The sequence below is a fragment of the Acetobacter fabarum genome (genome assembly GCF_029069195.1).
Classification (GTDB): domain Bacteria; phylum Pseudomonadota; class Alphaproteobacteria; order Acetobacterales; family Acetobacteraceae; genus Acetobacter; species Acetobacter fabarum_A.
The window spans coordinates 64514-77856 of record NZ_JARDYK010000004.1 but is presented as its reverse complement, the minus strand read 5'-3'; the positions used below and the strand labels follow the sequence as shown (position 1 = coordinate 77856).

Sequence of the window (13343 nt, the reverse complement as noted above, 5' to 3'; positions counted from 1 at the left end):
GAGACCTGCCCCCATAGCCACCCACATCTGGGGAGCACGCACATACAGAGGGTTAGTGTGTTTTACCCACCGCAGGCGCATCCAGCGTGTATAGGCTGATCGCCATGGTATGGCCGTTGGAATAGTTCAGCCCCGCAACCGTGCCCCGACTGAACGCTTTTGGCGCATCCGTCCCCAGTGCTTCCATAAACGCCTTGCGCTCGCGCACATCCACAAGGGCCGCAGTGCAGGCCGGGTGGTCGCGCATGGCCTGTGCGGCCTGTGCGGGGCTCCCCAGCACCACCTTGCCCCCGATCAGGAACACCAGACTGGGCTCGGTAAAGGAAACGGAATAAACCTGTGTCTGCACACAGGGCTTGTGCGCCTGCACCAGCGCCACCAGACGGGGCGCCAGCCAGATGCTACGCAATTGCGGCACCACAACCGTAAACAGCCCCACGTACAACAAGGCCGCCGCGACACAACTGCTCAGAGCCGCATAACACAGCTCCGTCCGCCAGATCTGCCACACAGCCAGCCCGACCAGAGGCAGAACCCCACCCGCCAGCACAAGGGCGGAAACACTGATCTGGCGCTCCAGCACCCACAGCAAAAGCGGCCCCGCCACGGCCAGCGCACAGCCCGCCATGCCCCACAATACGGCATACCCCCCAAGCAGCAGGCGGCCCCAGCGTGTGTGCGGGCCGTTACGCCACATAACACCACTTTGCGCCAGCAGGCCCGCGCTTAATATGGCAATGGCAGGGTATGTGGGCAGCACGTAATGGGGCAGCTTGGTTGCAATACTTTCAAACACCACCCAGTGCGGTACAATCCAGCACAGCAGGTAACGCACCGGCAGGGTACGCCGCTCCCGCCAGGCCTGTGGCAGCACACTGGCGGCAAAGTAGGAGCCCGGCCAGAACGCGATCAGGAACACAAGCATGTGATAGCCCGGCGGCAGGCCATGTGATTCCTGCCCCGAAGCCACCTTGCCCAGAAAATTCCCCCCAACCGCGCGCCTGAAGAACTCGCCATGACTGACCACCCCGATGGCCACGCACCATGGCAGCACCTCGGCAGCGGCCACAAGCCAGCCCCATGCCGGACGCAGCCTGCGCCACAGGTCCAGATGACGCTCCACCACGCCCATGACCAGCGGCGTTGCAAGGGATGGAATAAGCACGACCGGGCCTTTAAGCATAAGCCCGCAACCTACTGCCCCCCAGAACAGAAGAGCCGTGCCAGCAGGTGTGGCGCGTGCGGCCTCCCTGTCCGCCAGTGCCCGCACCAGAGCGTACTGGGCCACCAGTACGCTGAGCAGCAGGCACGAATCAATTGTACCCATACGGCTCTCGGCCGCCACCAGCACCGAGGCCATCAGCAGAACCGCAGCCCCAACCCCCGCCATGGCCCCAAACAGGCTGGCTCCCATCATGGCGGTCAGCACCACGGCCCCGGTCATGGCAAGCAGGGAGGGAATACGGTACGGCCACACCGTGCGGGCGTAATCCATGCCCACTGCCTTAACGGCCAGAGAGTCCAGCCAGTAAATACCGGCAGGCTGAAGGTAGCGCGGCATATCCTGAAAACGCACATCTACGTAATTGTGCGTCTCCAGCATCTGGGCCGATGCTTCCATGTAGCGTGGTTCATCCCGGTCAAATGGGGGGGTCGTCATGCGGCCGGGCAGAAACAGCACAAAAGCTGCCAGACCAATCAGCACCAGCACACGCCACGGCAGAAACCGGGCGCCGCGTGCAAGCCCTAGCATTCATCAACCGTTCTGGGCAGCCGGGTGCGGTTACGCAGCCACATGACACCCAGCAGGTCCCGCACGCCTACAACAGCACGGTTGAAATTGGTATATTTGGACTGCCCATGCAGCCGGGGCCGATGCGAAACCGGATGACACACCAATGGCACCCCATAAGATGCAAAAAAGGCGGGCATAAACCGGTGCAGCCCTTCAAACTGGGGCAGGCGCAAAAAATCCGCACGCTGGAAAATCTTGATCGGCGCACCCGTATCCGGGCAATGATCCTGTAGCAGCCTCTGGCGCAGGCCATTGGCAAAGCGCGTGGCAAAACGGCGGGACCAGCCATCCTTGCGTTTGGCGCGGACCCCGACCACCAGCGGAGGCGTGCCCTGAGTGGCCCGCGCCAGCGCTACCAGCGCCACCAGTTCACGCGGGTCGTCCTGTCCATCCCCGTCAATCGTGGCAATCCACTGGCCTTTTGCCGCGGTAATGCCCGTGCGTAACCCTGCGGACTTACCGCAACACCGATCATGCGAGAGAATACGCAGATTGGGCAGGCAATCCCGTCGGAGCTGGCGCAGCACGGCCACCGTATTGTCCTGGCTCCCATCGTTGACAAACACGACTTCCGATGGGGGGAGGCTCTTGCAGGCCTCGGCCAGTTCGCGGCAGACCTGTGGCAGGTTATCCTGCTCGTCCAGAACAGCAATAACGATGCTCAGCACGGGCTGAACATCGTTTGCCTGCGACACAGAGGTTTGCACCGTTTGTGTCATACATATGCACCCTGAAGGGAGATGGGCTTAAGCAGCCTGACGGGAGAACGCGGCAGGCAGGTCCGCCAGCGCCTGATCAACCAGCGCGGAGGCTTTCTGCTCATCAATGGTCTGAGGAATAATGCTGTGCGCAGCGTTAACGGCTACATCAATCGCAAGCTGGCGCACTTCCTTTACGGCGGCACGTTCAACGGCGGCAATCCGGTCGCGGGCCATCTGCTCGTGGCGGCGCACGGCGGCCTCGGCTTCTGCACGGGCCTGCTTGGCCATCTCATCCGCTTTAATGCGGGACTGCTCGATCAGGGACTTGGCTTCCGCCAGAGCCTGTTCACGCTCACGCGTTGCATCTTCGAGCATCTGCTCGGCTTCGCGGCGCAGGCGGGCGGCCTCGTCCAGTTCCTCACGGATCAGGTTGGCGCGGCTGTCCAGAATGGACGCGATAGGCGTCCACAGCTTTTTACCTGCCAGCGCAAAGAACAGAACAAACGAAACAGCGACCCAGAAACCCGCCACATGAAAAATGTCAGTCATGACCAAAATTCCCCTGAGAACGGATCAGATAATGCTGCGACGCGCGGATGCGCTCTCAACACTCTGGGCAACAAGCTGGGCGTCTGGCGCAACACCTGTCAGCCGCTGGACCAGCGCCTGTGTGGTATCAGCCGCAATTTCTTTAAGCGCGCTTAAAGCCCGCGCTTTTTCTGCCGCAACATTCTTTTCGGCATCCGCAATTTCGGAAGCCAGACGTGCGTTGATTTCCTGCATCTGCTGGTCGGCCGCACGGTGTTCCTCGTCCAGAACCTTCTGAAGATGCGCCTGGGCTTCCGCCATGGCATCTTTGCGGGCCTGCTGGAGTTCGGCTACGGCTTTGTCAGCATCCTGTTTAGCGGACCGGGCGACCTCAAGATCACCTGTAATACGCTGGCTACGGTCATGCAGGACGCGGGCGACACCCGGCAGCATGGCCTTGCTGAGAACAAGATAGAAGATGAAGAAAATAATTGCCCCCCACATGACCTGACCGGTCACAAGTGGATTGGCAAAGTCAAGCTGAGGCATTCCCGTGGCGTATGCACCAGGTGCCGAAACGGCCAGCAAAGAAACGCCGCAAGCCGTTGCAAGCAGTCCGGCACGAACTGTCTTCGTAATCACACCCACAGGAATGTCTCCTCTTGTTTTCCCGATCTCAGACGAAGAGGATCAGGAATGCGATCAGCAGCGCGAACAGGGCGATAGCTTCTGTCAGTGCGAAGCCGAGCATGCCCAGACCGAACACGTGCGGGCGAGCCGCCGGGTTACGGGCAATGCTGCTGACCAGCGTGGAGAAGATGTTGCCGAGGCCGATACCAACGCCGGCGAGGGCGATAACGGCGATACCTGCACCGATTTCCCGGGCTGCAGCGATGTCCATATCAGTCACTTCCTTGTTTTAAGACAGTTTCAAACGAAACGGGCAAAGCAGCTCAGTGAGCCACGGCCTCCCGCAGGTAGATGCACGTCAGGATGGCAAACACATAGGCCTGCAATACCCCGACAAGCAACTCAAGAGCCATAAGCGCCACGTTAATGGCGATAGGCCCGATCGCAAACACGTCACCCACCACGCCAAAACTGGCGAGCATGATAACAAAGCTTGCGAAAATATCGAACATGACGTGCCCGGCAACCATGTTGGCGAACAGTCGGATGGACAGGCTGACCGGGCGGGAGAGGAACGAGAGAATCTCGATCGGGATCAGCAGGGGAGCCAGAAAGGGGCTGGCGCCGTCCGGCATGAAGTGCGCGAAAAACCGCAGACCCTGCACCTTGAGCGAAACCACAACCGTCAGCAGGAACACCATGAACGCCATGGCGAAGGTGACAGCAATATGGCTGGTAAAGGTGAAGGAGAACGGCAGAAGCCCGATGTAGTTCCCCGCCAGAATGAAGAAGAACAGGGTGAAGATGAACGGGAAGAAGGCGGCACCTTCCGGCCCGATCGTGTCCACGGCCATGTTGTGAATGAACTCGTAGCAGACCTCGGCTGCGGCCTGGAGCCGACCGGGGACAACTGCTGCGGGGCGCATGCCAAAATACAGGAACGCAAGAACAAGGCAGACTGCCGCGATCATGTACAGCGGAGACTGGCTGAAGCGCAGGGCCTCGCCCAGCCCGCCAAGAACGGGGTGGAGCTCAAACTGTTCAAGTACGTTAATGCTGGAACCGCCCGCCACAACCGCTCTCCTAGACCTTGCCCCGAATCGAGTATCCGGGCTTCAGCTTCTTACTTTACGTCCATCGTCCTGACCAGACGCCAAACATTCAGCATTCCGGCGCTACCGCCCAAAAGTGCGAAGATGACAAGAAACACCGCCCGGGTATGGAGCCAGTGATCCAGCTCCCACCCCATGGCAACCCCCACAACCAGCCCCGCGAGCATTTCTGTCCCGGCTCTGAACGCCAATGCAGCCAGAGACCTGTCAGCCTCCACATTTGCATCAAGCTGTGGTTTTTCCTCCTTGACCAGACCGTAGCGGCGCTCTGCCGACTGCAATCTGGCGTCAAAGGAATCGTTTTTTTCCTTACCCATACCTCGCACCTCCCAAGGGGTGCAGGCGCTTGCTAACGGGGCTGCCATATCCTGTCAAGAAACCTTAGCAGGCTTGCTGTCCAAAATATTGCACCGTAGCATTTGCGCCACCCCGCCGATTACTCTGTTCCGGGCAGGCCAACCAGCCCGCGCGCATAGTCCATAGCGGAAAAAGGCCGCAGATCCTCTACCTGTTCGCCCACACCCACGGCATGCACAGGCAGGCCGAACCCGTCAGCCAGCGCCACCACAATGCCACCACGGGCCGAGCCATCCAGCTTGGTCACAACCAGCCCGCTCACATTCACAAGTTCGCGAAAAACCCGCACCTGTTCCACCGCATTCTGCCCTGTGGTCGCATCCAGCACCAGCAGGACCGAATGGGGCGCGCCCTCATCAAACTTGCGCATGACGCGGATAATTTTTGCCAGTTCTTCCATAAGGGCCGACTTGTTGTGCAGGCGGCCTGCCGTATCCACAAACACAAGGTCCGCCCCTTCGGCCCTGCCACGCTTGAGCGCTTCGTAGGCAAGGCCTGCGGCATCCGCACCGGGGGGGCCCGCAATGACCGGGCAGCCCGTGCGCTCGCCCCATATCTGGAGCTGCTCCACGGCAGCGGCACGGAACGTATCCCCCGCCACCATCATGACCTTGCTGCCCTGAGCAGAAAAAAAGCGCGCCATTTTGCCAATGGTGGTTGTTTTTCCCACACCATTGACCCCCACAACCAGCACCACATGCGGTTTGTGGGCAGGGTCGGGTGTAAACGGCACGGCCACCGGCTCAAGGATCCGGGCAATTTCTTCGGCCAGCGCCAGCCGGATTTCCTCATCCGTGACTTCGGTGCCAAAACGGCTGGATCGAAACTTCTCAATCACCTTTTCCGCAACGCCGGGGCCGAGGTCTGCGGTAATCAGCAGTTCTTCCAGCTCCTCCAGCGCCTCGTCATCCAGTTTGCGGCGGGTAAAGATACCCGTAAGCCCGCCACCCAGCTTTTGGGTGGAGCGGGACAGCCCCTCCTTGAGACGAGAGAAAAAACCAAGCGCCATTCTAGATCCTTTCCGCCACCAGTCCGCCTTCTTCCACCGCGATGGGCAGAAGGGAGAGAATGTCCCCGACCGAGGCTTCGGCCCCGCTCAGGCGGACGGGTGCAAACTGCTCGCTATGTCCTGTTGTGGGGGTTTCCATCAGCACACGCTGGGGCTGGCCCAGCAGGCTTGCGTAGTAACGCGCCGCAGATGCGGCCCCCACCGCCCGCAGGGTGGCCGCACGTGCCTTGCGCTGGGGCACGGGCACCGCACGCATGCGCGCCGCTGGCGTGCCCTCACGCTCGCTGTAGGGAAAGACATGCAGGTAAGGCAGCGCCATGTCCGCCACAAAGGCGCGCGTCTGCTCGAACAGGGCGTCATCCTCGGTGGGAAAACCGGCAATAAGATCGGCGCCAATGCCAATATCGGACCGGAGGCTTCTGGCGCGCGCCACAACATGGGCGGCATCTTCCACCAGATGGCGGCGCTTCATGCGTTTGAGAATAAGGTCCGACCCGGCCTGAAGGGAAAGATGCAGATAGGGCATGAACCGGGGCTCGGCCTCCAGCAGTTGCCAGATGTCCTCATCAATTTCCACCGGATCGACCGAGGACAGGCGCAGCCGCTCCAGTTCGGGCACCAGCCGCAGCACACGGCGGCACAACTGCCCCAGCACGGGCTTGCCCGGCAGGTCCGCGCCCCAGGATGTCATGTCCACGCCGGTCAGCACCACCTCGCGGTAGCCCGCACCCACCAGTGCGCGCACCTGCTCCACCACGGCACCAACCGGCACGGAGCGGGAAGGCCCGCGCCCGAAAGGAATGATGCAGAAGGTGCAGCGGTGGTCGCACCCCTGCTGCACCTGCACAAATGCACGGGTACGGCCTGCAAATTCGGTCACCAGATGGGCCGCCGTCTCCCTTGCCGCCATAATGTCGGACACGGCCACGGGTTCGGCCAGAGCTGCGGGGGACCAGCTTTCGGCCTTCAGTTTTTCCTCGTTCCCCAGAACACGGGTCACGCCGGGCAGGGTGGACCAGTTTTCGGGGTGGATCTGGGCGGCACAGCCGGTCACGACAATGCGGGCATCGGGTTTTTCACGGTGGGCACGGCGGATGGCCTGCCTTGCCTGCCGCTCGGCCTCCCCCGTCACCGCGCAGGTGTTGACAATGATCACATTGCCCAACCCCTGCGCATGGTCACGCATGACTTCGCTTTCCCATGTATTCAGGCGGCAGCCGAAGGTCAGGATTTCTGGCCGGGTGGTCATGATGGGTAGGCGGCCAGATCGACCGTCCCTTCAAAAGCTGTGGTGGCGGAACCGGTCATGAGCACATGGTCCGTCTGCTCGGACCAGACAATGCGCAGGGTGCCGCCATCCAGTTCCACCGCGCAGGTCCGTGCGGCAAGGCCACGCCGCACGGCGTTGACCACAGCGGCACAGGCGCCAGACCCGCAGGCCTCGGTCATGCCCGCACCGCGCTCATGCACCTTCAGGCGCATGTGGTGTGGCCCATCCATACGGGCAAAGCCGATATTGGCGCGTTCGGGAAAAATGGGGTCATGCTCCAGCGCATGCCCCTGCGCCACCATACCAAAATCGGATACAAAAAACGTGGCGTGCGGGTTCCCCATGGAAGCCGCCGCCGGGTCCCCCGGCAGGGGCAGGTGCAGCGTATCCATCGCCATGGCCAGTGGCACATCCTGCCAGTGGGTGCGGGGCGCGCCCATATCCACCGTAATCAGCCCATCGGGAGTTCTGCTGGTGGGCAGGACGCCTGCGCGGGTTTGCAGCACGGGTGTTGCGTTACCGCTACAACGCCACACAAGGTCGGCCACACAGCGCGAGGCATTGCCGCAGGCCCCTGCCTCCGAGCCATCGGGGTTGAAAAAGCGCACAAGCACATCAGCCCCCTGCACCGTGGGCGCATGCAGGGTTACAAGCTGGTCACAGCCAATACCCCGGCGGCGGTGCGCCAGAGCGGCAATACGGTCAGGGGTCAGGGGCAGCGCACCCATCCGCTCGTCGAGAATGACAAAATCATTCCCCAGACCGTGCATTTTGTAAAAAGAGGTCAGCATTGCGCGCCTTATATGCCAATTCAGACCGGGATGCCATGCCCCACCCGCACGGATGAGTGCTGCACTGGCCCGCAAAGCATAGCATGGCGCACGCCCTGCTGTCCCGGCCTGTCTGCGCCGGATGGGGGGTTAGACAAAGCGGCCCGGCGCGCCGCGCTGGAGCACCTCGATCCTGTATCCGTCCGGATCGGTCAGGAAAAAAAACTGCCCGACCACCGTGCCCGCATGCTGCATGGTTTTAACCGGGGTCACCGGGTAGCCCGCAGCCTGCATGCGGGCGTGCTCGGCCACCACATCCGCCACCGAAACCGCCAGATGCCCATAGCCGTCCCCCAGAGTGTAAGGCTCCGTGCGACCGTGGTTGATGGTGAGTTCAAGTTCAAAACTCTGCTCGTCATTGGCCAGATAGACCAGTGTAAAGCTGTCGAACTCAAAGCGGCCAACCGGTACAAGTCCCAGCGTACCGGTATAGAAGGCGACAGATTTCCGTTCATCCAGCACACGCAGCATGCTGTGGATCATTCTGACCATGAAGACTTCCTTTTTCCCAATGCCCTGTTTTTTAAACTCTACTGCGTCTTTTTTAACGACAGGCGCGTTTGTTCTGAAATTATTTTTTAAGCATGTCTCCCTTTACTAAAGGGGGGCTAAAATGGTTCTGATTAAAACAGGTTCCCGCGTAACACTTGTCAGCAAATGAAGAGAGCATGCGTATCTTTAAGTCCCTGCACGCCTCTTGGGCGCACTGCATGAAAGCCCGCCTGTGTGTGGGCACAATGCTGGCCTCCGGCCCGCTGCTGCTGTGCCTTGGCACACCGGCCATGGCCGCAGGGGACGAAAGCGCTCTGGATGCGCTGGAACAGCAGATTACGCGCATTCAGTCCGAACAGAGGGCACTGCAAAAAGCTCTGGTAAGCGTGCAGAAGCAGATTGCCGCGCACCGCTCTGTGGCCCATGGAGGGAGTGTCGCGGCCCATCACGGCCTGGCCGCCCACCAGATCGCCAGCATGGACGCTGCTGACCATGAGGCAGGCATTGCCGTACGCTCCGCCGACCATGAAGAAGAAGCCGGGATTCACCACCTTGGCGGCAACGGGCACTTCCATACCGGCATGCCCGACGCCCAGCCCGTTTTTGGAGGTGCTGAGGACACGCCAACCGTAGAATCCGTAGTTGGCCACCGCGCGGAAGACGTGATCTCCCGCCTGGCGGAAAACGGCGTTGGCCCCCACTCGCGTGAGACGGCAGGCGCACAGGCGGCAGGCGCGCTGGGTGACCACGGCGTGTTCCACCTCGGCCCCGTTACCCTTATCCTCGGTGGGTTTATTGATGCCTCCGCCGTGGAGAGCAACCGCCACACCGCCAGCGGCACTTTCAACTTCTGGCAGGACACCCCCTTCAAAAACGAACCGCGCTACCATACCAACAATTTTGAAGGCAGCGCACGTTACAGCCGTCTCTCGCTCATGGCACGCGGGAATATTGACAAAGACTCCACCATTTCGGGCGTGTTCGAAATGGACTTTGGCGCAGGCGCCGACACCACCGATGCCTATGAGAGCAACAGCTACGCGTTCCGCATGCGTCAGGCCTATCTTGCGTATGACAACAGCAAGGAAAACTTCCACTTCCTTGCCGGGCAGGCGTGGAGCATGCTCACCCCCGGCCGCGTAGGGATTATCCCCCGACAGGAAAGCCTGCCCGAAACCATAGAATCCTCCATGCTGGCAGGGCAGACATGGGCGCGTCAGCTCCAGTTCCGCTTTGTAAAGGACTTCCTGAACCACCGCCTGTGGACCGGCCTTTCAATTGAGAACTCGGCAACGCTGTACAGCACCGGTTCCTTCCACAATGGCACATCGGACGGGCAGGTGATCATGCCCGGAGGGCAGACCGTTACCGTGGGGTCCGGCGGCGTGGGCCTGACCAACGATGCCCTGTTCCCCAACGAAATCGCACCCGATGTCATTGGCAAGATCGCCTGGGACCCGCACTGGGGCCATTACGAAGTGGAGGGTATTCTCCACTTCCCACATGACCGCGTTTCCACCCTTGGGGCGGGCCAGAACCATACGGCCATAGGCGGCGGCGGCGGTGGGTCCATGATCCTGCCGGTTATTCCGCACAAGGTGGAAGTGCGGCTGGCGGGGCTGGCGGGCTACGGCATTGGCCGTTACGGCTCGGTGCTGCTGCCCGATGCCACACTCAAGGCCAGTGGTGCGCCTTCACCCCTGTTTTCCATGCAGGGCACAGCGGGAATTATTGCCCACCCCAACCCACTCATTGACGTGTATGGCTATTTTGGCTACCAACAGGCCGGTCGCAGCTACTTCTCGGAAGGTGGTCAAGCCTACGGTTACGGCAACCCTGCCTATAACAACACAGGGTGCTATACCGAGCTGAGTGGTAACTGTGCGGCTGGCAGTAACATCCATAGTGTTATGGAAGCCACAATCGGAGCGTGGTATCGTTTCTTTAAAGGCCGTTATGGTACGGTGGAAGCTGGTGTGCAGCTTGCCTATTCGCGCATTCATGCGTGGGAGGGCAACGGTGGCGCGCCAGACACCAGCCTGAGCGAACTCTTTATGGATTTCCGTTACCTACCCTTCCAGTAAGGATGTCTTTTACAGGTTGCCGGGGCACTGCGGGTCAGCAGTATACTCCCCGGCACGAGAGAGAGGTCTTTCCGGACAGGACGCTTTATTTCCTCTCTCCTACCTGTTTGTCTGGACCTCATTTATATGCCTTTCCAAAATGCTCCCGCCCCGCTCGCTCAGGCTCTGGCCGCGCGCGGGTTTGAAGCCCCTACCTCTGTTCAGGCCGCCATTCTGGCCGATGACGCCAAAGGCCGCGACCTTCTGGTTTCCGCCCGCACGGGCTCGGGCAAAACGGTCGCCTTCGGCCTTTCCCTGGCGGATACGCTTCTGAACGGCGCAGAGCGCTGTGGCCCTGCTGGCGCACCGATGGCGCTGGTCATTGCCCCCACGCGTGAACTGGCACTTCAGGTCCGGAGCGAGCTGGAATGGCTCTATGCCAAGACGGGCGCACGGATCGTATCGTGCGTAGGGGGTATGGAACCCCGTACGGAAGCCCGCCACCTGTCTGCTGGCTGCCACATTGTTGTGGGTACGCCCGGCCGTCTGTGCGACCACCTCAAGCGTGGCAACCTCGACCTGTCGCACCTCAAGGCCGCCGTGCTGGACGAAGCGGATGAAATGCTCGACCTCGGCTTCCGCGACGAGCTGGAAACCCTGCTGGACGCCACCCCCAAGGACCGCCGCACCCTGCTGTTCTCCGCCACCATTGCGCGTGAGATCGCAGGCCTTGCCAAACGCTACCAGCATGACGCACTGCGTGTGGATACGGTGGGCACCAACACCGCCCATGCGGACATTACCTACCGTGGCGTTCTGGTGGATCAGGGCGACATGGCCCGGGCGGTTGTCAACGTACTGCGCCTGATCGACTCGCCCTCCGCCATTGTGTTCTGCCACACGCGTGAGGCCGTGCGCCAACTCCAGCACATCCTGACCGAGCGCGGTTTTGCCTCTGTCGCCATTTCGGGCGATCTGGGTCAGAACGAACGCACCCGCGCCATTGAAAGCCTGCGCCACGGGCAGGCCCGCGTGTGCGTGGCAACCGACGTGGCCGCGCGCGGTATTGATATTCCAGACCTGGGGCTGGTCATCCATGCCAGCCTGCCGTCCAACCCCGCCACACTGCTGCACCGCTCGGGCCGTACGGGCCGCGCAGGCAAAAAGGGCACCTGTGTTCTGCTGGTTCCGCCCGCACGCCGCCGTCTGGCCGAACGCCTGTTGCAGGCAGCCAAAGTAACGGCGGAATGGAGTGGTGCACCCACCCCGCAGGCCATTGCCGAAGCCGATGCCGAGCGCCTTCTGGGGGCGCACTTCCTCTCGCTCCCCCCTTCGGAGAACGAGAATATTCAGGCACTTACCGCCCGTCTGGTGGCCGAGCACACGCCTGAACAGCTGGCCACTGCCCTTGTGGGCCTCTGGCGCAAAAGCCTACCTGAGCCCGCCCAGCTACGCGTGATTACGCCAGACGCCACCCGCACCCGCGCCCCACGGGACGAAAACGCCCCTCCGCGTGAGCCGCGTGAACGCGCACCCGACATGAACGGAAGCTGGTTCCGCCTTTCTGTCGGCCGGGCAGACCGGGCAGACCCCAAATGGCTGGTGCCTGTTCTGTGCCGTCTGGGCGGCATTAAAAAGCAGGATATTGGCGCAATCCGCATTGTAAACGACCATACACTGGTAGAAATCGCACAGGACAAGGCCGAACGCTTTGCCGCCTGTGCCGCTGCTGCCGATGCGGACGAAATGACCGTAGAACCCGCAGAAGCTCCCCGCAAAGGCCCGCCCGGTGCGGGTGGCGGTGGCCGCCCCCCGTTTGGCGAACGCCGTGGCCCGCCAAAAGGCCGCGCCAATTTTGACCGTAAAGGCCCACCGGCTGGCAAAAGCGGCCCGTCCTCACGCAAGCGCAAATAATCTGCGTGCCCCTTCTCCTACTGGAGCAGGGGCCTACAAAAAAGGCTGCCCCCGGTAAAGGGGCAGCCTTTTTTTATGGCCTGAAAGCGCCTTGGCCCGTGGCCACACCCACCCTTACAGGGGGGGAAGGGACGGCAGGGTGGTTGCGTTGTTCACGTCAGACTTCAACTGGTCTTTTTTGCTTTTCCATGCGTTTTTGGTGCTGTCAGACGCATTGTTCCAACGGTTCTTCACATTTTTTTCCGTATTGGTCAGCTTGTCACGCTGGGCCAGAATTTTCTGCTGTTCGGTCGTGCTGGCATTGTTCCAGCGGTCTTTAACGGTTTTTTCCGCGTTATTCAGTTTTTCCGTGGCGTTGGCACCCTTGCTGGTCAGCGCCCCCCCCTTGGCCAGCAGTTTTTCACGCTCGGCTTCGGTTGCACTGTTCCAACGCTGCTTGGCCTGATCGCGCACGCCAGACGTAAACTGGTTGCCTGCGTTCTTGGCGGATTCCACCTGATTGTTCACACCCTGCTGGACACAGCCACTCAGGGACAGGCACGGATCGGCATGCGCAACAGACGCCGTGCCTGCAAAGGCAAACAGGGGCAGACCAAGGAGCGCAATTTTCCGAATAGAGAGCATAAATATTCCTTTCCTGTG

Annotated in this window: 14 protein-coding genes; 2 read left to right on the top strand and 12 right to left on the bottom strand. The window is 61.2% G+C overall.

Going from position 1 to position 13343, the window contains the following annotated elements; all coding sequences use genetic code 11:
* Window positions 1–52: 52 nt before the first annotated feature.
* From PY793_RS07205 to PY793_RS07155, 11 genes are all read right to left on the bottom strand, one after another.
* Window positions 53–1753, bottom strand: a complete 1701-nt coding sequence (locus tag PY793_RS07205; protein WP_275177418.1) for an ArnT family glycosyltransferase — start codon at window positions 1751–1753, stop codon at window positions 53–55.
* Complete coding sequence (locus PY793_RS07200; RefSeq protein ID WP_275177417.1) at window positions 1747–2514, bottom strand: glycosyltransferase; 768 nt, start codon at window positions 2512–2514, stop codon at window positions 1747–1749. Before PY793_RS07200 ends, PY793_RS07205 begins: the two co-directional genes overlap by 7 nt.
* A gap of 27 nt (window positions 2515–2541) precedes the next feature.
* On the bottom strand, window positions 2542–3036 hold the full coding sequence (atpF, locus tag PY793_RS07195) for a F0F1 ATP synthase subunit B (protein WP_408744686.1): 495 nt from the start codon (window positions 3034–3036) through the stop codon (window positions 2542–2544).
* Between the two features lie 33 nt (window positions 3037–3069).
* Window positions 3070–3672, bottom strand: coding sequence for a F0F1 ATP synthase subunit B family protein (locus PY793_RS07190; RefSeq protein ID WP_275177415.1), 603 nt, complete (start codon window positions 3670–3672; stop codon window positions 3070–3072).
* Window positions 3673–3700: 28 nt separating this feature from the next.
* Complete coding sequence (locus tag PY793_RS07185) at window positions 3701–3925, bottom strand: ATP synthase subunit C family protein (protein ID WP_025828682.1); 225 nt, start codon at window positions 3923–3925, stop codon at window positions 3701–3703.
* 52 nt (window positions 3926–3977) lie between these two features.
* Window positions 3978–4727: a F0F1 ATP synthase subunit A gene (locus tag PY793_RS07180; RefSeq protein WP_275177414.1), complete on the bottom strand. Its 750-nt coding sequence runs from the start codon at window positions 4725–4727 to the stop codon at window positions 3978–3980.
* Between the two features lie 50 nt (window positions 4728–4777).
* Complete coding sequence (locus tag PY793_RS07175) at window positions 4778–5083, bottom strand: AtpZ/AtpI family protein (RefSeq protein ID WP_275177413.1); 306 nt, start codon at window positions 5081–5083, stop codon at window positions 4778–4780.
* Between the two features lie 119 nt (window positions 5084–5202).
* Window positions 5203–6132, bottom strand: a complete 930-nt coding sequence (ftsY, locus tag PY793_RS07170) for a signal recognition particle-docking protein FtsY (RefSeq protein WP_275177412.1) — start codon at window positions 6130–6132, stop codon at window positions 5203–5205.
* A gap of 1 nt (window position 6133) precedes the next feature.
* Window positions 6134–7381: a tRNA (N(6)-L-threonylcarbamoyladenosine(37)-C(2))-methylthiotransferase MtaB gene (gene mtaB, locus PY793_RS07165; protein WP_275177411.1), complete on the bottom strand. Its 1248-nt coding sequence runs from the start codon at window positions 7379–7381 to the stop codon at window positions 6134–6136.
* The gene (gene dapF, locus PY793_RS07160; RefSeq protein ID WP_275177410.1) at window positions 7378–8193 is read right to left on the bottom strand and encodes a diaminopimelate epimerase; all 816 of its coding nucleotides are present in this window, start codon (window positions 8191–8193) and stop codon (window positions 7378–7380) included. Before dapF ends, mtaB begins: the two co-directional genes overlap by 4 nt.
* A gap of 129 nt (window positions 8194–8322) precedes the next feature.
* Entirely contained in the window at window positions 8323–8724 is a 402-nt protein-coding gene (locus PY793_RS07155; protein ID WP_275177409.1) for a VOC family protein, read from the bottom strand.
* Window positions 8725–8900: 176 nt separating this feature from the next.
* On the opposite strand from PY793_RS07155, the gene PY793_RS07150 reads away from it, so the two are divergent.
* On the top strand, window positions 8901–10808 hold the full coding sequence (locus tag PY793_RS07150; RefSeq protein ID WP_275177408.1) for a hypothetical protein: 1908 nt from the start codon (window positions 8901–8903) through the stop codon (window positions 10806–10808).
* A 126-nt stretch (window positions 10809–10934) separates the two neighbouring features.
* On the top strand, window positions 10935–12701 hold the full coding sequence (locus tag PY793_RS07145; RefSeq protein ID WP_275177407.1) for a DEAD/DEAH box helicase: 1767 nt from the start codon (window positions 10935–10937) through the stop codon (window positions 12699–12701).
* 114 nt (window positions 12702–12815) lie between these two features.
* On the opposite strand, the gene PY793_RS07140 is transcribed toward PY793_RS07145, so the two are convergent.
* Complete coding sequence (locus tag PY793_RS07140; protein WP_275177406.1) at window positions 12816–13325, bottom strand: hypothetical protein; 510 nt, start codon at window positions 13323–13325, stop codon at window positions 12816–12818.
* Between the last annotated feature and the right edge of the window lie 18 nt (window positions 13326–13343).

Bases quoted from the DNA above. Each gene is read 5' to 3' on its own strand.
- PY793_RS07205 (WP_275177418.1), bottom strand. From the start codon at position 1,753: ATGCTAGGGCTTGCACGCGGCGCCCGGTTTCTGCCGTGGCGTGTGCTG.
- PY793_RS07200 (WP_275177417.1), bottom strand. From the start codon at position 2,514: ATGACACAAACGGTGCAAACCTCTGTGTCGCAGGCAAACGATGTTCAG.
- PY793_RS07185 (WP_025828682.1), bottom strand. From the start codon at position 3,925: ATGGACATCGCTGCAGCCCGGGAAATCGGTGCAGGTATCGCCGTTATC.
- PY793_RS07175 (WP_275177413.1), bottom strand. From the start codon at position 5,083: ATGGGTAAGGAAAAAAACGATTCCTTTGACGCCAGATTGCAGTCGGCA.
- ftsY (WP_275177412.1), bottom strand. From the start codon at position 6,132: ATGGCGCTTGGTTTTTTCTCTCGTCTCAAGGAGGGGCTGTCCCGCTCC.
- mtaB (WP_275177411.1), bottom strand. From the start codon at position 7,381: ATGACCACCCGGCCAGAAATCCTGACCTTCGGCTGCCGCCTGAATACA.
- dapF (WP_275177410.1), bottom strand. From the start codon at position 8,193: ATGCTGACCTCTTTTTACAAAATGCACGGTCTGGGGAATGATTTTGTC.
- PY793_RS07155 (WP_275177409.1), bottom strand. From the start codon at position 8,724: ATGGTCAGAATGATCCACAGCATGCTGCGTGTGCTGGATGAACGGAAA.
- PY793_RS07150 (WP_275177408.1), top strand. From the start codon at position 8,901: ATGCGTATCTTTAAGTCCCTGCACGCCTCTTGGGCGCACTGCATGAAA.
- PY793_RS07145 (WP_275177407.1), top strand. From the start codon at position 10,935: ATGCCTTTCCAAAATGCTCCCGCCCCGCTCGCTCAGGCTCTGGCCGCG.
- PY793_RS07140 (WP_275177406.1), bottom strand. From the start codon at position 13,325: ATGCTCTCTATTCGGAAAATTGCGCTCCTTGGTCTGCCCCTGTTTGCC.